Source organism: Streptomyces sp. NPDC023573 (assembly GCF_055559735.1).
Map to the genome: position 1 here is coordinate 460,182 of NZ_JBVHKB010000001.1, position 19,301 is coordinate 479,482.

Below are 19,301 nucleotides of genomic sequence, written 5' to 3' on the forward strand. Positions count from 1 at the left end.
TTCGCTCGTTCAGCTGAACATGCCCCCACTGCGAGCAGTACCGCCGTCCGCCGGCCGCCCGTATGCGGAGCGGGCCGAGGCCGCACCGGCCGAGCACTACGCCCGGCTGGTGCGGCTCGCGTATCTCGTGCTGGCGCCCTCGCTCGGCCGTAACCGGCGGGTGCTGTCGGCCCACTGGCTCGTCCAGCGTGCCCTGGCCGGCGGGCAGGGCGGAGATCCGGGAAGCGCCTACGCGTACGTACGTCTGCGGGTGCTGCGTTCCGCGCTGGAGGCGGGTCTGCCGTTGTTCCGGTTCGGCCGGCCCCGGCGGGCGCAGTTCCCGCCGCTGGTGCCGACGGTGTGGGGGCTGCGGCTGTTCCCGCACTCCTGCGGCGCGGACGAGCTGGCTCTGGAGCAGGCGCTGGCCGAGACGTCGGGGCCCTGCCGGGCGGCGCATGTGCTGCGGGGTCTCGAAGGGCTCGACGACGCCGAGGTGTGCCGGGTCCTGGAGGCGGCGGGTGTCGACGACCCCCGGGCGGCGCTGCTGGAGGCCGACGCGCTCACGGCGCCCCACGCGCTGCTGGCCTCACCGGAGTTCGACCCGTGCTCGCTCCAGGTCAGGCCGACCGATCCGGTCCGACGCCGGCGGCGCGGGCGGGCCCTCCTGGCCGGTGCCGGCGCCCTGCTGGTCTGCGGGACGCTGGTGCTGATGCCGGGGGACGGCCTGGGCGGCCCCCGCGCCTCGTCCGCGCCGCTCTACTCGCGCAACCACACCGCCCAGCAGGCCCTGGATCCCGCCGAGTTGCGCAGGGTGCCCGGCGGGCTCTGGCGGGGCTCCACGCGCAGGGACTTCACGGTCTGGCCCACGCGCGGCGACCGGACCGGGGACACCGGTCTGCTGGGCCGCGCCCTGGCCACGTGGGCGCGGCCCGGTCCGGGGGTGGTCGCGTCGGCGACGCCCGGGACGCCCGACGGGCCGCCGATGGGCCCGCCGCAGCTGCTCTACGCGGGCGAGGTGGGCCGGGCGGCCGTGGCGCTTTTCCACGACGGCCTGCGCGTGGTGCGCTACGCCGAGCCCCGCAACGCCGATCCGTCCGGGGGCGCCGCACTGGACTTCGCCCGGGTGGACGGCGCGGACGCGGTGGCGGCGAGCGCCCTGGTGGTCCAGCGGCGGGCCGGCCGGATCCGCTATCTGACCGCGCCGTGGGTGCGGGACGTCGGCGTGCGCGACCTGCTCGCGCCGCACGAGGCGGCCCGGCCGCTGTCCCGTGACCGTCATGGGGTGACGGACCCGGTGGCCCTGCCGGAGACCGGGGAGGGGGACCGGGACGACTGCCGTTCCTGGCAGGCCCTCGAGATGCGGGACGGCAACGCGGCGCGTCTGATGACGGATCTGGGTGAGCTCACTCCCGTACGCCTCACCTCCGGTGCGCCGTCGGCCCCGCACGACGTGGCGGGCCGGGCCGAGCGGGAGAGCTGGGCGCGTACGGCCTGCCTGCTGCCGGCGGTGCGCTCCAACGGCGTGCGGTCGGTGAACTCCTGGCGGTACGCGAAGCAGCGGCTGCCGGAGGGAGAGGGCGACGCCCTGTGGTTCTGCACCAGGGCGGACACCTGGCGGGGCACGGGCAGCAGGGTCCTGGCGCAGTTCCAGGCGCCGCCCGAGCTCTCGGGCGGCGCCAGGACACCGGCGGCGGTCGCGGCGCGTGCCGAGGACTCGCCGGACTGCGGGATACGCAGGCCCCGGGTGCTGGCGGGTGTGCTCTGGAAGTCGGACGGCGGCAGGTGGTACGTACTGGCGGCGGGCTCCCGGCAGTTCGCGGCCCTGACCGCGACCGGAGGTGTGCGGGGCGGCACGCACGGGCGGCTGCTGGCGCTGCCCGCCAGGGAGGGCGACCGCCCCCGGCTGGACGGGCTGCTGGCGGACGGCAGCCGGGTGGGCTCGCTGCACTGAGGCCGGAGGCGGGCAGGCGCAGGTCACTTGCCCTGTCCCGTTAGGCTGTTCGGCATGACGACCGGGGTGCGACGCAGGATGGGCGTCGATGAGCGCAGGGCCCAGTTGATCGGTGTCGCGCTGGAGTTGTTCAGTCACCGCTCGCCCGATGATGTGTCCATCGACGAGATCGCCGCGGCGGCCGGCATCTCGCGCCCACTCGTCTACCACTACTTCCCGGGGAAGCGCAGCCTGTACGAGGCGGCGCTGAAGCGGGCCGCCGACGAACTGGCGGGCCGCTTCCTGGAGGCGCACGAAGGGCCCCTGGGGGCTCGCCTGCTCCGGGTGATGCGCCGGTTCTTCGACTTCGTCGAGGAGCACGGCCCGGGCTTCGCCGCGCTGATGCGGGGTGGCCCGGCGCGTGGTTCCTCCACGGCCGACGCCCTGGTGGACGGGGTGCGGCAGGCGGCGTACGAGCAGATCATCGCGCATCTCGGCGTCCCGCACCCGCCTGCCAGGCTGGAGCTCGTGGTGCGGTCCTGGGTGTCGCTGGCCGAGTCGACCGCGCTGTTCTGGCTCGACGGGAAGCGCATTCCGCGTGCGGAGCTGGAGTTGCAACTGGTGCACGACTTCGCGGCGCTGGCGTCGGTGAGCGCGGCGTACGACCAGGAGATGGCCGGCGTCATGCTGCGGGTCTTCGCGCAGGAGCCGGCGGACGGCCCGTTCGGCGAACTGCTCGCCAGGCTCTCGGTCCTGGCCCCCGCCGCACCGGCCGTCCCGCCGCAGCGGCTGCCTCAGTTCTTCCGGTAGGACGCGTCCAGGTCCCGCACCTCGGCCGAGGCGTGGACGGTGAGTCCGTCGGCCGGCTTCAGGTGGCCGGACAGCAGATCCAGGACGGCCTGGGTCAGCTGCGCCTTGATCTCGGGGGTCCGGCCGGGCAGCATCGCGATGGAGACGTTCACGATGGAGTCGCCCGAGGGCGCGTCACCGACGACGGATTCCTCGGCCCTGCGGAACCGGGTCTTGCAGGCGGGGACCTTCGTGGAGACGGTCCGGGCGACGAGCGGGTGCAGGGCGAGGGCGAAGCCGCGCCGGTCGAAGCTGTCGTCGAGCTCGGCGGAGTAGTCGACGGTGATCTGCGGCATCAAGCGCTCCTGATCGCGGGTACGGGTACGCATACGTGTACAGCGTGCACACACGTGTACGGATTCAGCTTCGCGTGATCCCGTCGCCCGCACAAGTGAGCGCGGAGAACTGAGGTTTCCGCCCCTTCTATGAAGCTAGGGGCGACGCGCCCCCCGGCCGGAAGGGACCGTCGTTCGCGAAGGCGTGGGTGGCGAACCGCTTGCCCATCCGGCGGTACGCGGCGGCCGTGGGGTGCAGGCCGTCGGCCAGGTCCTCTGTCTCGTCCGGACCGAGCATCTCGCGGCCGTCGAGATGATGGAGGTGGGGATCGCGGGTCCGCCGGGCGGCCACGATCCGTTCCAGCTCGGCACGGACCACGGCCAGCGTCAACGCCCCGGCGGCCACCTGGGACGGGTCGCCCAGCGCCGTGATCTTCCCGTCCGGGCCCGTCGTCGTCGGCCCGGGGGTCTCCTCGACGGCGGGACAGCTCACCGGGGACATCAAGAGCAGCGGGGTGTCCGGGTGACCATCCCGGATGGTGTCCAGGAACCCGTGCACCGCAGGGCCGAACGTCCGCAGCCGGAAGGCGGCCAGACCCACGATGTTGATGCCCACCTTGAGACTGATCAGGTCGGCGGGCACATCACGGATCGTCCGGGCGACATAGGGGTCCAGCAGCGCGTTGCCGGCCTGGCTGAGGTTGATCACCTCCACTCCCCCGAGCGCGGCTGCCACCACCGGCCACGTACCGGTCGGGCCGTCGGCCCCGACGCAGTGGCTGATGGAGCTGCCGTGGTGCACCCAGCGGCGCCGGCCGTCCGGCAGTGGTGGAAGCACTTCGCCGTCGGCGCGCAGTGCGATCAGTTCCGTGGGGGTCTGCTGCGGCAGCCACAGCTCGACGCTCTTCATGCCGGCCGGCAGCCCGGTGAACCGCACCGTACCTGGATCGCCCGGAATCAGCCGCTGGGCGGCTCCGGGACCCGACATCCGCAGCACGTTTCCCACCGGTGCCTGACGACGCCCGGCCGGAGCGCCGTTCACCAGCAGTTCCAGCATCCCGGTCGGCCGGGGAAGGGGGTCGGTGTCGAACTGCCCCGTGAAGGTGAGCACCTCGAACTCCAGCTCACGCGCATCGGTGCGGAACACCAGGCGCACGCCCGAAGGCATCACGGTCACTCCGTGGACCGACGGGTCCTGGTACTGCTCCTTGGTCCACGCGGGCAGCCGGCGCGGCATCACCCCCGTGGGCGTGATCTCCAGATCCAGCGCACCCCGGAACTCGACCGGCCCGCCCACCAGAGGAAACGCCCGCATCGCCACCGTCACCGCTCCTGCCCCCAGGTCAACCTGCGATCGGGATCACGCACGCCGCGACGGTGCGGTCGTCGTTCCGCGACCGGCCCGGCTCACTCACACTACGCAACGAACCGGTGGAGGAGCGCCGGTCCGGACGGACCGGTACGCCGGAAGCGGCCGGTCCCGGCTTCCGCCACGTAGGCGGGAGCCGGGACCGGCAGCCGGCGCGTCGGGCGTCAGCTCCGGGTGAACACGGCGACCGTGCGTCCCGGGACGGTGAAGCCGCCCGTCTCCTTCTCGTACGAGGACTTCCTCACGACGGCGTCCGCGCCCGCCGCCTGGACGGGGTGCAGGGCGTACGCCTTCCCGGCGAGCCCGGGGATGACCTGACTCCGCGTACCGGGGGTGGCGTTCATGACGACGACCAGGTCGCCCACGCGCATGGTGATCACGCCGGGGGTCTCCGCCTTGCCGGAGAGCGGGAAGGACAGCGTGTCCTGGACCTGCTCGGTGGTGGCGAGACCGAAGTCCTGCTCCGTGGTGCGGATGGTGAGCAGGTCCTGGTACGCCGCTGAGGCGCCGGTGATCTGCGTACACCCGGGGGTGAGCGCGGCGGCGGTCAGCAGCGGCTTGCCGTAGGACCACTTGTCCTTGTTGTCGGCGGCGGGAGGCAGGCCCCGTCCGAAGCCGTTGCCCTTGCGGCAGTCCCAGTGCAGTGCGTTGAACCAGTCGCCGCTGTCGTAGGAGTTGCGGTCCAGCGACTTGGAGCGCAGCAGGTCGGTGCCGGCCTGGGAGAGCGCCGGTCCCTGCGAGAGCACGGCGGTCGCCATCGCCACGACCTGCATGCGGGCCCGGTCGGCGGCCGGGGTGTCCGACGGGAGCTTGAAGGCGAGGGCGTCGTAGAGGGTTTCGTTGTCGTGGGCGTCGGCGTAGGCGAGCGCGTCACCGGGTGCCGCCGCGTATCCGGCGGGGGCGCCGTTGTAGTCGACGGCCGAGCCCTTGACCGTGCGGCCCTGGGTGTCGGTGAAGGTGTAGTCGGCGAGGTTGCCGGTGAGGCCGACCTTGATCAGGTCCTGGTAGTGGAGCAGCCGGGCCTTCTGCTCGGCCTCGGTGCCGTTGGCGGAGGAGGTGTTGGGGTCGGTGTAGAGGCCGGAGGCGAAGCCCTGGACGCCGGGGTCCTCGTCGAAGGGGCCGCCGCCGCGCACGGCGTCGCGGGACCGGTCGGAGAAGGTGGCGATGCCGGTGCCGGCCATGTTCTTCTGGGTGGCCTGGACGAAGCGGGCGTCGTCGGCGATCTCGCCGAAGTTCCAGCCCTCGCCGTACAGGATGATCTTCTTCCCGTCGACGCCGTCCTCGGCGACGGTCAGCTCGTCGAGTGCCTCGCGGACCGCGAGGACGTTCTCCTTGGGGTGGTGTCCCATCAGGTCGAAGCGGAAGCCGTCGACCTTGTACTCCTTGGCCCAGGTGACGATCGAGTCGACGACGAGCTTGCCCATCATGGTGTTCTCGGGCGCGGTGTTGGCGCAGCAGGTCGAGGTGGCGACGGTGCCGTCCTCCAGGAGCCGCTGGTAGTAGCCGGGCACGATCCTGTCGAGGACGGACTTTCCGTCCTGGCCCGATGCGACGGTGTGGTTGTAGACGACGTCCATGACCGTCCGCAGTCCGGCGCCGTTGAGCCCCTGGACCATCTGCCGGAACTCGACCGTGCGCTTGGTGCCGTCGGGGTCGGAGGCGTAGGAACCTTCGGGGACCGTGTAGTGCAGCGGGTCGTATCCCCAGTTGAAGGCGTCCTTCGCGGCGGCCTCGGTGACGCAGGCCTGCTGTTCCTCGGAGTCGGGGGCGTAGACGGACAGGTCGCAGGCCGGCTTCTGCTGTGCCGACTTCTTCTCGGGGATCGTCCCGATGTCGAAGGCGGGCAGCAGGTGGACGTAGCTGGTGCCGGAGTCCGCGAGCTCCTTGAGGTGTTTCATGCCGTCGGAGCGGGTGTCGGTGAAGGCGAGGTATTCGCCGGGGTGCTTCGAGGTGGCGTCCGTGACCGAGAAGTCGCGGATGTGCAGCTCCTGGATCTGGGCGTCGCGCATCGGGACGGCGGCGGGCTTCTTCAGACCGGACCAGCCGCGCGGGGCGAGCTTCGGGTCGTCGAGGTCGACGACGAGGCTGCGGGCGGAGTCGGTGGTCAGGGCGGTGGAGTAGGGGTCGGTCACCTTGTTGGTGACCATCTTCTGGACGGTGGGTGCCCAGACCTGGACGGCGTAGCGGTAGGGCTTGCCCGTCCAGGTCTTCTTCCCGGTGACCGACCAGACGCCGGTGCGGTCGTCGCGCCGCATCGGGAGGCTCTTCCCGTCGAGTTCGAGCGAGACGGTGCGGGCGGTGGGCGCCCAGACGGAGAGCGTGGGCCGACCGTGGTGGAAGACCGGTCCGAGGTCCACTCCGGCGGCCTTCTTCCCGTACAGCGCGTCCAGGACACCCGCGGTCTGTACGCCGGTGGCGGCGAGCAGGGCGCCGTTGGCGGCGCGCTGGGTGGCGATCAGCTGGCCACGCAGGGATTCGCGGACCCTGTCCCGGTCACGGGTGTCGACGGTGAACGCCGGATAGTCCTTGAGGTGCGGGTACTTCGCCTTCTGGGCGTCGGTGAGGGCGGTGGCGCCGAGCCGGAGCCACTGCCCTTCGTCGGAGAGGGCTCCGTCCACGACGGAGACGCCGCCCTTCTTCGCGTACACGAGCTGCTGGCTGGTGGCGTCGGTGGCCTTCACCTTCCAGACGACGGTGTTCGCGTCGATCCACTGGGCCTCGGCCTCGGTCAGGTCCGGGGTGGGCACGCCGCCTGCCTGCGGCAGCAGGTAGCCGGGCTTCCCGCCGAGCATCCAGACCTCGTGCCCATGCGAGGCGATGTCGAGGGACTGGTCGCTCGGGAGGTCCTTCTCGTCGCCCTTGTGCAGGATGTAGCTGAGCGAGGTGGCACCGTCGGTGAGCGGGACCTCGAAGGTGACGCCGTACGCGTCGCTCCTCACGGGCTCCAGGGGCTTCGCCCAGTCCGTGGGAGCGGCGGCACCGGTCCAGGTGTGCAGGCCCCAGCCGTCGTAGTCGCCGTCGGCGCGGTGGTAGTGCAGGACGGCCTTGGAGGTGTCCTGCGCCGGGGCCTCGGGTGCCTCGGTGGCCTGCTCGTCCTTGCCCTGCTCGATCCAGACCTGGCCGGTCCTGGCCAGGTCGACGGTGCGCTCGGGGCCGTCGGCCGTGCCGTTCTTCTCGACCGTGTACGGGACCGAGGAGGCGCCCTCGTCGAGGTCGATCCAGGCGAACGCGCCGTAGGCGTCCCGCCCGATGAAGTCGGCGCTCCTGCCTCCGGACTTCAGCTGCCAGCCCTCGTAGTCACCGTCGGCGCGCTTGTAGTGGACGACGGCGTGGTCACGTTCGACGGCGACGGGCTTCGGGGTGGGCGGTGCCTGGCCCGAGGTGGTGGAGGCCAGGGCGCTCGCGGTGCGTCCGGCGCGGTCGACGACCACGGCCTTGTAGCGCAGTGGCGTCCCGGCCTTCACCGACTCGTCCAGGTGCTGGGTGACCTTGTACGGGGCGTGGTCGGCGGAGCCGAGGGTGACCCATTTCCCGTTGCCGGTCTGCGCGGCGAAGACGACGCGGTCGAGGCCGCCGCCGTCCACGTCGGCGCTGATCTCGACGGTGCCGGTGGCTCCGGCGGCCGGGGCCTTCAGGGTGACCGACGGCTTGGCGGCAGGGGCGCCGAGCGCCTTGTCGGCGCGGAGCACGACGCTGGACAGCGCGGGCACGGTGACCTCGACGGTCTTGTCGGAGCCGCTACGAATGGCGCCGGAACCGCCGTACAGCGTGCGGAAGTTCATGCCGGCCGACTCCGTGGGCAGCTCGACGGTCCTCGCCTCGGCGGAGTTGTTGGCGGCGACGACGTATTCGTACGGGCGCTCGGTGTCCGTGCGCGAGAAGGCGTAGACGGAGTCCTTGGAGTAGCGCTCGGTCTGCACGCCGTCGCGCAGCGCCGGGTGCTTCGCGGTGAGCTTCGACAGCGCCGCTATCGACCGGTAGAGCGGGTGGGCCGTGTCGTACGCGTCGGAGGCGTGCGTACGGTCGGTGCCCAGCTGGTCGTCGTCGAGGTAGTCGGCGGTCTTCGACGCGAACATCGTCTGGCGGGCGTCCTTGTCGCCGCCCGCACCGGTGTAGCCCTGCTCGTCGCCGTAGTAGACGACCGGGTTGCCGCGGCCGAGGAACATCAGCTCGTTGGCGAGGCGGGCGCGGTCCAGGAGCTCGGCGTCGCCGGCCTTCGGGTTGTCCTGCTTCAGGAAGGTCCCGATGCGGCCCATGTCGTGGTTGCCCAGGAAGGTGACCTGCTCGTAGGCGTTGGCCTTGTCGGTGGTGTAGCGGTAGTCGTCACCGTAGACCGAGGCGAGCTCGGAGGCCGGGGCGCCCTGGGAGGCGTACTGCCGGGCGGCTTCCTGGAAGGGAAAGTCGAGCGTGGCGTCGAGCCTGCCCCGCGTCACGTAGGGCGAGGTGATCGCGGTGTCGGCGGAGTAGACCTCGCCGAACATGAAGAAGTCGTCGCGGCCGCGCTTCGCCGCGTAGTCGTCGAGGGCGGTGGCCCACTGGGTCCAGAAGTCCAGGTCGACGTGTTTGACGGTGTCGATGCGGAAGCCGTCGATGTCGAAGTCGCGGACCCACTTCTCGTAGATCTTCTCCATGCCGGAGACGACCTCGGGTCGCTCGGTCCACAGGTCGTCGAGGCCGGAGAAGTCGCCGTACTCGGTGGACTCGCCGGCGTAGGTCGAGTCACCCCTGTTGTGGTACATCGTGGTGTCGTTGAGCCAGGCCGGGACCTTCTTGCCGGTCTGCGCCGGCGTGTACGGGAAGGAGCCCGCGTCCACCTCCTCGACGCCCTGGGTGTCGTCGAACGGGCGGCCGTTCTCGTCGAGGTACGGGAAGGCGCCCTTGGGCTTGTAGCCGTACGTCTTCTCGGCGTAGTCGACGGTGTCGGCCGTGTGGTTGGTGATGACGTCGAAGAAGACCTTCATGCCCTTGCCGTGGGCCTTGTCGATCAGCTTCGTGAGGTCTGCGTTGGTCCCGAAGTGCGGGTCGACCTGGGTGAAGTCGGTGATCCAGTAACCGTGGTAGCCGGCCGAGGCGTTGTCTCCGGTGCCCTGGACTGGACGGTTCTTGAAGATCGGGGCGAGCCAGATCGCGGTGGTGCCGAGGTCCTTGATGTAGTCGAGCCGCTGGGTGAGCCCCTTGAGGTCGCCGCCCTGGTAGAAGCCCTTGTCGGTCGGGTCGTAGCCGGTCTCCAGCCGTGACCCGGTCAGTCCGCCCCGGTCGTTGGAGGTGTCGCCGTTCGCGAACCGGTCGGGCAGCACGAAGTAGAACTGCTCGCGGGTCAGGTCGTTCCTGGCCGGTTCCCTCGCGAGCTTCGCGTCCGAAGGCGGGGAAGGCGGTCCGGGCGCGGCGGACGCGGAGGCCGCCGGCACGACGGGCAGCAGCGCCGCGCACAGGGCGGCGACGGCTCCCCGCCGGAGGGTGGTTCGGGACACGGGCGGGTACTCCTCTTTCGGGGATCGGGCGGTGTGGAGCGGTGCGGGCCGGGGACGCTCACCTCGCGTCCCCGGCCCGCGGGTGTGGTTCAGCCGCGCCAGACGTCGGCGGTCAGGGCGACCTTGCCGGAGGCGGGCACGGTGGCGGTGCGGTTGGCGCCGCTCTCCCAGGTGACGTTGCCGCTCGCGTCCTTGCGGATGTACTTGTACGCGAACGACGTCCCGGCGGGCAGGCTGACGTCGAGCTTCCAGACCGGGTACGTCGCCGGGTCGAGCTTCAGGGCGCTGCCCGGGTTCCAGTTGCCGAGCGCGGACTGGTCGCCGGTGACGTAGATGTTCTGGCCGGGCTGGGTGGTGGCGTTGACGCCGAAGGAGGCACCGGACCGGCCGTTCCCCGGGTCCGGGTCGGGAGTGGTTCCCCCTCCGGAGCAGGTGCGGGCGTCGACGTGCAGGGCGACGGCGGTGTTCGCGCCCAGGGTGGCGGTGAACTGCCCCGACCCGTTGACGGTGACGCCCTTGCCCGACTGGACGTCGCAGTAGTCACCTGCGGGCAGCGACGTCTGGAACGTACGGCTGAGCGAGGAGCCCTCGTGGTTGATGGCGACGTACGCCTTGGAGCCCCGGCCGAAGGCGATCTGGTCGCCCCCGTTGTCCCACCAGTTCGAGACGCCCTGGCCGCGGGCGGCGTTGCGGAAGCCGACCATCGAGGAGATCTCGCGCCAGGCGTGCTGGCACTTCCAGCCGTCGCTGTAGCAGGCGTTCACCTGGCCCCCGTTGGGCGGGCCGGCGTCATGGCTGCTGAACTCGTAGCCGGAGTGGACGTCCGGGGAGCCGTAGGGGTGGGCGAGCATGAAGACACTGGCCAGGGTGTAGTTGGCGCCGTCCTTGTAGCTCAGGGTGTCGCCACCGCGCTCGGTGTCGTGGTTGTCGACGAAGACGGCCGACCTGCCCGACTCCATGAAGCCCCAGCCCTCGCCGAAGTTCTTGAGGTCGGCGAGGTTCTGGTTGTTGAAGACCTGCTTGAGGCCGCGGCCGTAGCGGAACTCCTGGACGTCGCCGCTGCCGAGGTACTCGGTGGGCGAGACGGCCTCGCCGGCCCCGTGGATGGCCTCGTGCTTCCAGTGCACACCGGGGTTGCTGAGCCGGGACTTGATGTTGGCGAGGTCGCCGGCCGGCATGTGCTTGGCGGCGTCGATGCGGAAGCCGTCGACACCGAGGGAGAGCAGGTCGTTGAGGTAGCCCGCGATCTTGCCGCGTACGTAGTCCTCGCCCGTGTCCAGGTCGGCCAGGCCCACCAGTTCGCAGTTCTGGACGTTGCCGCGGTCGCCGTAGTTGTTGATCTGCGACTGGCAGTCGTTCATGTCGTTCACGGAGTAGAGGCCGGGGTAGTCGTACTTGCCGTACGAGGACCCGCCGGTCCCGGTGCCCGATCCGGCCGACATGTGGTTGATGACCGAGTCGGCGATGACCTTGACGCCCGCGCCGTGGCAGGTGTTGACCATGTTCGCGAAGGAGTTGCGGTCACCGAGCCGTCCGGCGATCTTGTAGCTCACGGGCTGGTACGAGGTCCACCACTGTCCACCCTGGATGTGTTCCTGGGGCGGCGAGACCTGGACGAACCCGTAACCGGCCGGACCGAGGCTGTCGGTGCAGGCCTTGGCCACGGAGTCGAATTTCCACTCGAACATCACCGCGGTGACGTCCTTCTCGCCGGGCGGCGCGGCTTGGGCGGTCCCGGCGCCGAACCCGGCGGGGACAGCGAGGACTGCGGCGCCCGTGGCGAGGGCGAGCGCGGCAGACAAGGGTCTGCGTGCCATGACGTTCCTCCTGCGGTGGGGGAAAGTGCGGGGATGGCGGAGCAGCCTCACGTGGCAACGCGCCGTGCCGTCAAGGCTCATGAAGGTTCTTGCAGCAAGGATGCAAAACTTCGTGTGCCGCAGACCGTACGAGCCTGACCTGCCCCGGTCAACCCCCTGGACATGACGCGATTACGTCCCGCTCACATCCGCGAAACCTGGGAAACAGAGACCTGCAAGCCCTTACGCAAGTTATTGCGAGCCTGTTAAATTCATCCCGACTCCGGCCCGGCCGGCCGGGGGTCCGGCACCCCGGGCCCCACGCGCCCGGCCGACCGGGCCGGTCACCACGTGGAGAGGTCCGGACGTCGCTTCCCCGCCGGCCCACCCAGGGCTGACGCCCGGACCTCTCCCGCGCGTTGACCCGCTAGGATCCCGCCCCATGAGCACCGGACAGCCACTGCGCACCCGCCAGCGGGTTCTCATACGGATAGCCATCGGCTTCGTCCTGCTCATCGCCCTCGGCGGCGGGCTGGGGCTGGCGGCCGAGGGGATCGAAGGCCGCACCGCCCTGCGGGACGGCCCCGTCGGCGTCCTGACTCCTACCGATCGCGAGTGCGGCAAGGACTCCTGCGACTGGATCGGCTCGTTCACCGGCGCCGACGGCACCGTCACCGAGCAGGACGTCGAGCTGAAGGACGACGCCAAGGTTCGCCGCGGCGACGCGATGCCGGGCGCGATCGACGGCGTACGGCTCGCGGAGGACGCCGAGACCGCCTACACCCCCGACTACGGCTGGCGCGCGCCGATCGTGAAGGGAGCCGTCCTGGGCGCAGTGGGCCTGGCCGTCGCGACCGCCCTCATCGTGATGCTGCACCGCCGGCGGGCCACCGCCGTGTCGTCCTGAACCCGGGGGCTCACCGCCCTGGTTCCGCGACGGCGCAGGCCGCCGTGCCGACGGCGGGTAGCCGAGGATACCGAGCGCCGCGAGCACCCGCCGGCACGTGGTGTCCGCGACGCCCGGCGTCCGGATCGGTCAGGTGGCGCGTTCTGCTTCCTCAAGCAGATAGCGGCGCTCGACCTGATTGCCGGTCAGGGCTGCCGCCTCGCGGTACAGCGCGGCCGCACCGGCGGTGTCCCCGGCCATCTTCAACAGGTGGGCGCGCACCGCGCGTTCCCGTCGGCGGGTGAGAGGGTCCTGGTCCAGCCCGTGACGCCTGTTGAGGTCGTCGAGCAAGGCCCTCCCGCGGGCCGGTCCGTAAGCCTGGGCCACCGCGACCACCCGGCTCAGCCGCACCGGCGCGGTCGGGGTGAGCCGTTCGAGCCACAGGTACAGCATCGCGATCTGCGGCCAGTCCGTCCGCTCCGGCGTCGCAGCCGCCGCGTGCAGTGCCGCGATCGCCGCCTGCAGCTGATAAGGGCCCGTCTCGCGCCGGCCCCATACGCCGTCGATCAGCCGGGTACCCTCACGGATCAGCTCACGGTTCCAGCGCGTGCGGTCCTGCTCGCCCAGCGGTACCAGCCCGCCGTCGCCACCGCTGCGGGCCGCATACCGCGACCCGGTGAGCAGCATCAGCGCCAACAGGCCGGTCACCTCGGCGTCGTCCGGAACCGCGTCACCGAGCATCCGGGTCAGCCGGATCGCCTCATCGGTCAGGTCGAGGCGGGAGAGTTCTCCTCCGGCGGAGGCGGTGTAGCCCTCGTTGAAGATCAGGTAGAGCACCCGCATGACTGCGGTCACACGGCCTTGCCGGTCTTCGGCGGTGGGCGCGGCGAAGCGGACACCGGCCCGGGCGAGCTGTTGTTTGGCGCGGCTGATCCGCGTGGCCAGGGTGGCTTCGCCCTGTCCGAAGGCGTGGGCGATCTCGGCGGTCGTCAGACCGCCGACCGCGCGCAGGGTGAGCGCCACCTGCGAGGCGGGGCTCAGCCCGGGATGGCAGCAGAGCAACAACAGGGTGAGGCCGTCGTCCGTCTCCTCCGAAGGGCCTGCCCGGCGGGCCGGTTCCCGCATGGCGAGTTCGGCCAGGCCGGCTTCCCGCTCACGCCGGCGCCGCGCCTGTTCCGAGCGGAGCAGGTCGACCATCCGCCGGTAGCCGATCCGGATCAGCCAGCTGCGCGGATTCGCCGGGGCTCCTGCGGCCGACCACGTCCGGTGCGCCGCCAGCAGCGCCTCCTGGACGGCGTCCTCGGCGATGTCGAAGCGCCCGAAGCGCCGCACCAACGCGCCGAGCACCTGCGGCGCTTCGGCGCGGAGCAGTTGCTCGATGTCCGTGGTCGTGACCGGCGCGTCCTTCACCGGCCGGTGTGGCACGCAGCCCGTGCCAGGCCTCGTGGGGAACGGCCGGTCATGCGGCGAAGTCCTCTCCCATGACCGGCCGGATCTCGATCGGCTCGCCCAGCACCTCCACGATCCGTGAGGCGATCTCCACGGCCCGTTCCCGGCCGGTCACATCGATGACGGCGAAGCTGGCCAGGACCTCCTTGAGCTCGGCGAACGGCCCGTCCGTCGCCGTCACACCGTCCGGGCCCCGGTTCACCGTGGTGCTGAGGGCCGGATGGGCCAGACCCTCGGTGCCGACCAGCTCTCCGGTTTCGAACAGTTCCTTCTCGAACCTCTGATAGGCGGCGAAGGCGGCCAGCGCCTCCTCCGTCGGCGCATCGGCGGTCGCGGCGTCCCAGGCGGCGGCAGGCGTGTATCCGAGCAGCAGGTACTTCACGGGGTCCCTCTCCGACGATGTCCGGCGATGGTAGAGCAGGTGCGGCACATGACGCGGGGAGAGCGCCAGGGCGGCGATGGCCAGGGCACCGCAGGAGGCGACCGCCGATGCCGAATGCTCGGTCCCGTGCCGACGGTCGGCGGAGTCGGTGGTGGCAGCGGTCACGGATTCCTCCTCGATGGGTCCTGCCGGCTACCTCGACGCGGGGTCCGGATCCTCGACACGCTCACCATGTGACGTAAGACACATGTCGCGGGTGTCGAGAACGATCCGCCGACTTCGAGGTAGCCGCGAGAACCCAACCCACCAAGGAGGACGAGATGTCTGAGTCCAACCAGCCGAGCGCCGAACTGAAGGCTCTGGATCGCCTGGTCGGCACCTGGACGGTGACCGGCGGAGCCGAGGGAACCGTGCGCTACGAGTGGATGCCCGGCCGTTTCTTCCTGAGCCAGCACGTCGAACTCACCCAGTCCGGCGAGCGGGTCAGCGGCCTGGAGCTGATCGGCAACCTGCGTCCGTTCGGCGAGCCGGCCGGCGCGGACGTGGTGTCGCGGTTCTACGACTCGACGGGCAACACCTTCGACTACGTCTACGAACTGACCGGCGACACACTCGTCATCTGGGCCGGGGCTAAGGGGAGCCCGGCCTACTTCGAGGGCACCTTCGGTGCCGGCGACGCCACGATGACCGGCGACTGGGTCTACCCGGGCGGGGGCGGATACCCGTCGACCATGACCAGGGTCTGAACTCGACGACACCCCCGGCATCGTCCTGATCTCGGCTCAGGCCGGTGACACGCTTTCATGCCGTCTCCGGGCGGCCCGGCTCCACGCCCCGCACCCACGCGGGCGCGCGAGCCGGGCCGGCCATGGTTCAGGCATCCGGGGGCCTGCCCGTGGCCGGCCCGACGATCCGTACGGCGGGACCTGGGCGGATAGGCTCAGCGGATCAGCGATGAGCCGGAGGAGCGAAGTGTGCGCGACGCCGTTGTGACCCCCGGAGGGGACCGGATCCGATGGGTGGAGCTGCCCGGGCAGGAGCCCGCCCGTGTCTATGTGCACGGTCTCGGCGCCACCTCCCCCGCCTACTTCGCGCAGGCCGCCGCCCACCCGCTCCTCACCGGCCACCGGTCTCTGCTGGTCGACCTGCTGGGGCACGGCGTCAGTGACCGGCCGACGGACTTCGACTACCGCCTGGAATCACACGCCGACGCACTGGCCGCCGCTCTGCGGCACGCGGGCGTCGCCGGCGCGGAGTTGGTGGCGCACAGCATGGGCGGCTCCGTCGCCGTGGTCCTGGCGGCCCGCCACCCGCGGCTGGTGTCGCGACTGGTCCTGGTGGACGCGAATCTCGATCCCGCGACGCCCGTGCCCGGCGCCCCGGGGAGCAGCGGGATAGCCGCGCTCTCCGAGGCCCGCTTCCTGGCGGGCGGCTGGCGGCAGATCCGCGATCTCGCGGGTCCGCACTGGTGGTCCACGATGCGCCTGGCCGGCCTGGAGGGCCTGCACCGCAGCGCCGTGCACCTCACCCGCGGGACCACGCCCACGATGCGTGAGCTGCTGCTGGAGCTGAGCATCCCCCGTACCTTCCTGTACCCGCGGGCCGACGGCGCCCCCGCCGGGGCGGGGGCTCTCACCGAAGCCGGTGTGCGGGTGGTCCCGGTCGCGGACTGCGGGCACAACGTCATGCTGGACAACCCGGACGCGTTCGCACGGGAGACCGCGGCCGCGCTCTCCGCTTCCGCCTGAGACCGCGGGGCCGAGGCGGCGCCGCTCAGGCCCGGCCGGTCCGGAAGCGGCGCCGGTATTCGGTCGGTGTCGTGTCGAGTCGGCGGCGGAACGCCCTGACGAGGGTGTCCACGGTGCCGAACCCGCACGCGGACGCGACGCGTTCGAGGGTGGCGTCGGTGGATTCGAGCCGGCTCCGCGCCGCCTCGACACGGGCCGATTCGATGTAGGCGTACGGAGTCGTGCCGAGCTCGGTCTTGAAGATCCGGGTGAGCTGCCGGTCACTGATGTGGGCGTGTGCGGCGAGGTCCGCGACGGTGAGCGGCTCGCCGAGGTTGCGCAGGATGTGGTGGCGGAGGTCTTCGATGCGCCGCGTCGGGGACAGCTGTTCCAGGGGGACGCTGAACTGGCTCTGGCCGCTCGGCCGTTTCAGGTACATCACGAGTTGCCGCGCGACGCTCAACGCGATGGCCTCACCGAGGTCGTCGGCGACGAGGGCGAGTGAGAGATCGAGGCAGGCGCTGATTCCCGCGCCGGTCCACACGTCGCCCTCGCGGATGAAGATCGGATCGGCGTCGACCTCGACGGCCGGATGGTCGGCGGCGAGCTGCTGAGCGGTCGACCAGTGGGTGGTGGCACGTTTGCCGTCGAGGAGACCGGCCGCCGCCAGGAGGTGCGCTCCGACGCAGACGGAGGCGACCCTCCGGGTGCGGTCCGCGAGTTGCTTGACCCGCGCCACCACCCGGGGGTCGGTGAGCGGGTGCACGCGGCGACGACTGTCGATCTCGACCGCGCCGGGCACGATCAGGGTGTCGATGCGCTTCGTGGACAGATCGTCGAAGGTGACGTCCGGGAGGACGCGGACCCCGGCGCCGGTGGTGACCGGGTCCATGGTCTCGGCGGCGAGGACCACGTCGTAGCCCGCCGCTTCGTCCGACTCGCGTCGCGCGAGGGAGAACACCTCCGGAGGGCCGGTGACATCGAGCAGGTCCACGCCGGTGAAGAGGACGATGACGATCAGGCGTCCGACGGTACTCATGGGGCTCCCGGGGTCGGCGGCGGACTCGATGTCGGTTTCTGCAGGTTAGACGACATTGCCGACACGCGGGTGGTGGCCGTAGCGTCGTAGGCGCAGGTCACCGCACCGGTGAGCTGCCCCCCGGCCCTCGACCCCCAGGTGGTTCCCCATGCCCAGAACGACGCTGCGCCGGCTCAACGGTCTCGACGACACCCCCGCGAAGCTCGCCGAGTCGACCCTGGTCCTCATCGACTACCAGAACACCTACACGACCGGTGTGATGGAGCTGGACGGCTGGCGGGCCGCGCTCGACGCCGCGGCCGAGCTGCTGGCACGGGCCCGCCAGGAGGGCACGAAGGTCATCCACGTCATCAACGACGGCGGCGAAGGCACCCCGTACGACATCCGGGCCGAGATCGGACAGATCCACCCCGCCGTCGCACCGGTCGACGGAGAGCCCGTCGTCGTGAAGCGGGCACCGGACTCCTTCGTCGGTACGGAACTGGGCGGGCACGTCGACGCCGCGGGCAACACCGATCTGGTCATCGCCGGGTTCATGACGCACATGTGCGTGGCCTTCACCGCCCAGGGCGCCTTCCTTCGCGGCAACCGTCCCACCGTCGTGGCCGACACCTGCGCCACCCGGGCACTGCCGGTCGCCGGAACCGAACTGGACGCCCACCAGGTGCACCACAGCGCGCTGGCCACCATCGCCGACCTGTACGGGGTCGTCGTGCCGTCACTGAAGGACCTGTCCTGAAGCGGCTGCTCGGCCCGCTCAGAAAATAGTAGCCATGGACATAGTAGCTAAGTACTCTGTTCGGCATGAGTAAGGGTTCACCGGGCCCCACACCCGGTTATCTGGTGTGGCGGCTCGCCAACAAGTGGCGTGTGGCGGTCGATCGCGCGGTGGCGCCGCTGGGGCTCACCCACGCGCAGTACGTGCTGGCCGCGTCACTGCACGGCCTGCAACGTGCCGGCGAGCGGCCCAGCCAGCGCCGGCTCGCCGACCACACCGGCTTGGAGGCGCTGTACGTCTCGAAGCTGGCGCGAGCCCTGGAGTCCGCCGGTCTGATCGAGCGCACCCGCGATCCCCGCGACCCGCGCGCCGTGCAGCTCGCCCTCACCGAGCAGGGGCAGGCCGTCACGCAGCGGGCCGTCGCGGTGGTCCAGGAACTGCTTCAGCAGGTGCTGGAGCCGCTCGGCGGCCTCGACGCCCCGCGGACGCGCGCGTTCACCGACGAGCTGATGACCCTGCTCGATGTACCCATCGCTCCATCCGTACCGAACGACGAGAGCACTCAGGGGACAACACCATGACCACTCCGTCCACCACCGGACCCGTCGCCGACGCCCGTACCCTCGGCCTGGCCCACTACGCCGCCCGCGGCGTCCTGGAACACGTCCTGGCCCGGCACGGCGCGACGTTCCAGCAGCAGATCGTCCTGCGCGCCGCCCTCACCGCCGACGCCCCGCAGACGGCGGACGATCTCGTCACCCAGGTGCAGGGCCTCCTCAAGGCCGATCCGGCCGGCATCCGCGCCACCCTCGACGAACTGCTCGCCAAGCACCTGCTCGACGCGGACGGCGACCGCCTGCGCCCCACGGATGCAGGGCGCGAGCTGCTCGCCGCCGTCGGCGCGGAGACCGCTCCCTTCAGCGCCCGCATCTGGGGCGGGATACCCGCCGAGGACCTGGCCGCCGCCGGACGCGTCCTCGCCCTGGTCACGGAGCGGGCCGATGCGGAGCTCGCGGCGCTGACCGTCTGACCTCCCGTTGGCGCTCAGGGCGTGGCAGTGGCTGACGCCAGTCGCCTAGCGTCGTGAGGAGGGCCTGGCGGGCGAGAAGGCGTATCTCGCTCCACGCCAGATCGGCAGAGAGCTCGTCGGCCCAGAGGCCGGTCCGGCAGGTGGCATCGATCTCGCCGAGGCGACGGCCTACGGCCCGGAAGGAGCGCAGGTCCTGGGGCGCGAAGGCGCCGCGCTCCGCAAGCTCTTCGGAGATCCGGCAGATGAGCTCCAGCTCGTCGACGACGTCCTTCGTCTCCAGCGCACGCTCGCGCAGCCAGGCGAGCTGATCCGGGGCGTCGGCAGCGAGGAGCGCCATGAAGCGCAGCGTCCAGGTGCGCAGGTTCGCGTCGCCGAGGTCATTCATCCGTGCACCGTCATGG

16 protein-coding genes are annotated in these 19,301 nt (G+C 71.2%); 8 read left to right on the forward strand and 8 right to left on the reverse strand.

The features are described 5' to 3' along the window. Nucleotides 1-19 precede the first annotated feature (19 nt). Nucleotides 20-1,930, forward strand: coding sequence for a hypothetical protein (locus ACZ32T_RS02115; protein WP_467364883.1), 1,911 nt, complete (start codon nucleotides 20-22; stop codon nucleotides 1,928-1,930). A gap of 54 nt (nucleotides 1,931-1,984) precedes the next feature. Further along, nucleotides 1,985-2,719, forward strand: coding sequence for a TetR/AcrR family transcriptional regulator (locus ACZ32T_RS02120; RefSeq protein ID WP_467271745.1), 735 nt, complete (start codon nucleotides 1,985-1,987; stop codon nucleotides 2,717-2,719). Here the strand turns inward: ACZ32T_RS02120 and ACZ32T_RS02125 are convergent. The 4 genes from ACZ32T_RS02125 to ACZ32T_RS02140 form a co-directional block, all read right to left on the reverse strand. Beyond that, entirely contained in the window at nucleotides 2,704-3,054 is a 351-nt protein-coding gene (locus ACZ32T_RS02125) for a 5-carboxymethyl-2-hydroxymuconate Delta-isomerase (protein ID WP_467364885.1), read from the reverse strand. The genes ACZ32T_RS02120 and ACZ32T_RS02125 overlap by 16 nt on opposite strands. 127 nt (nucleotides 3,055-3,181) lie before the next feature. Next, nucleotides 3,182-4,348 (reverse strand): GDSL-type esterase/lipase family protein, encoded by a 1,167-nt coding sequence (locus ACZ32T_RS02130; RefSeq protein WP_467364887.1) that lies wholly within the window; start codon nucleotides 4,346-4,348, stop codon nucleotides 3,182-3,184. A 218-nt stretch (nucleotides 4,349-4,566) separates the two neighbouring features. Beyond that, on the reverse strand, nucleotides 4,567-9,873 hold the full coding sequence (gene pulA / locus ACZ32T_RS02135; RefSeq protein WP_467364890.1) for a pullulanase-type alpha-1,6-glucosidase: 5,307 nt from the start codon (nucleotides 9,871-9,873) through the stop codon (nucleotides 4,567-4,569). An 89-nt stretch (nucleotides 9,874-9,962) separates the two neighbouring features. Then, a complete protein-coding gene (locus tag ACZ32T_RS02140; protein WP_467364892.1) occupies nucleotides 9,963-11,690 on the reverse strand; it encodes a carbohydrate-binding module family 20 domain-containing protein in 1,728 nt (575 codons plus the stop codon). A 421-nt stretch (nucleotides 11,691-12,111) separates the two neighbouring features. On the opposite strand from ACZ32T_RS02140, the gene ACZ32T_RS02145 reads away from it, so the two are divergent. Beyond that, the gene (locus ACZ32T_RS02145; RefSeq protein WP_467364894.1) at nucleotides 12,112-12,576 is read left to right on the forward strand and encodes a hypothetical protein; all 465 of its coding nucleotides are present in this window, start codon (nucleotides 12,112-12,114) and stop codon (nucleotides 12,574-12,576) included. A gap of 129 nt (nucleotides 12,577-12,705) precedes the next feature. Here the strand turns inward: ACZ32T_RS02145 and ACZ32T_RS02150 are convergent, their stop codons facing one another. Both ACZ32T_RS02150 and ACZ32T_RS02155 read right to left on the reverse strand, forming a co-directional pair. After that, the gene (locus tag ACZ32T_RS02150) at nucleotides 12,706-13,965 is read right to left on the reverse strand and encodes an RNA polymerase sigma factor (protein WP_467364896.1); all 1,260 of its coding nucleotides are present in this window, start codon (nucleotides 13,963-13,965) and stop codon (nucleotides 12,706-12,708) included. Between the two features lie 49 nt (nucleotides 13,966-14,014). Then, nucleotides 14,015-14,551 carry a YciI family protein gene (locus tag ACZ32T_RS02155; protein ID WP_467271730.1) on the reverse strand — a complete coding sequence of 179 codons (537 nt, stop codon included), beginning with the start codon at nucleotides 14,549-14,551 and terminating at the stop codon, nucleotides 14,015-14,017. A 155-nt stretch (nucleotides 14,552-14,706) separates the two neighbouring features. Between ACZ32T_RS02155 and ACZ32T_RS02160 the strand changes: the two genes are divergently transcribed. Both ACZ32T_RS02160 and ACZ32T_RS02165 read left to right on the forward strand, forming a co-directional pair. Continuing rightward, on the forward strand, nucleotides 14,707-15,132 hold the full coding sequence (locus ACZ32T_RS02160) for a hypothetical protein (protein ID WP_467364898.1): 426 nt from the start codon (nucleotides 14,707-14,709) through the stop codon (nucleotides 15,130-15,132). 228 nt (nucleotides 15,133-15,360) lie between these two features. After that, nucleotides 15,361-16,134 (forward strand): alpha/beta fold hydrolase, encoded by a 774-nt coding sequence (locus ACZ32T_RS02165; RefSeq protein WP_467271726.1) that lies wholly within the window; start codon nucleotides 15,361-15,363, stop codon nucleotides 16,132-16,134. Nucleotides 16,135-16,159: 25 nt separating this feature from the next. On the opposite strand, the gene ACZ32T_RS02170 is transcribed toward ACZ32T_RS02165, so the two are convergent. Beyond that, entirely contained in the window at nucleotides 16,160-17,152 is a 993-nt protein-coding gene (locus ACZ32T_RS02170) for a GlxA family transcriptional regulator (RefSeq protein WP_467271724.1), read from the reverse strand. 148 nt (nucleotides 17,153-17,300) lie between these two features. Here ACZ32T_RS02170 and ACZ32T_RS02175 point away from each other — a divergent pair, with 148 nt between their 5' ends. The 3 genes from ACZ32T_RS02175 to ACZ32T_RS02185 all read left to right on the forward strand — a co-directional run bounded on the left by ACZ32T_RS02175 (nucleotide 17,301) and on the right by ACZ32T_RS02185 (nucleotide 18,900). After that, nucleotides 17,301-17,891 (forward strand): isochorismatase family protein, encoded by a 591-nt coding sequence (locus ACZ32T_RS02175; protein ID WP_467271722.1) that lies wholly within the window; start codon nucleotides 17,301-17,303, stop codon nucleotides 17,889-17,891. 65 nt (nucleotides 17,892-17,956) lie between these two features. Continuing rightward, entirely contained in the window at nucleotides 17,957-18,451 is a 495-nt protein-coding gene (locus ACZ32T_RS02180; RefSeq protein WP_467271721.1) for a MarR family winged helix-turn-helix transcriptional regulator, read from the forward strand. Continuing rightward, nucleotides 18,448-18,900, forward strand: a complete 453-nt coding sequence (locus ACZ32T_RS02185; protein WP_467271719.1) for a MarR family transcriptional regulator — start codon at nucleotides 18,448-18,450, stop codon at nucleotides 18,898-18,900. Before ACZ32T_RS02180 ends, ACZ32T_RS02185 begins: the two co-directional genes overlap by 4 nt. Here ACZ32T_RS02185 and ACZ32T_RS02190 read toward each other — a convergent pair. Continuing rightward, nucleotides 18,857-19,285, reverse strand: a complete 429-nt coding sequence (locus ACZ32T_RS02190; RefSeq protein ID WP_467271717.1) for a hypothetical protein — start codon at nucleotides 19,283-19,285, stop codon at nucleotides 18,857-18,859. The genes ACZ32T_RS02185 and ACZ32T_RS02190 overlap by 44 nt on opposite strands. Nucleotides 19,286-19,301 lie beyond the last annotated feature (16 nt).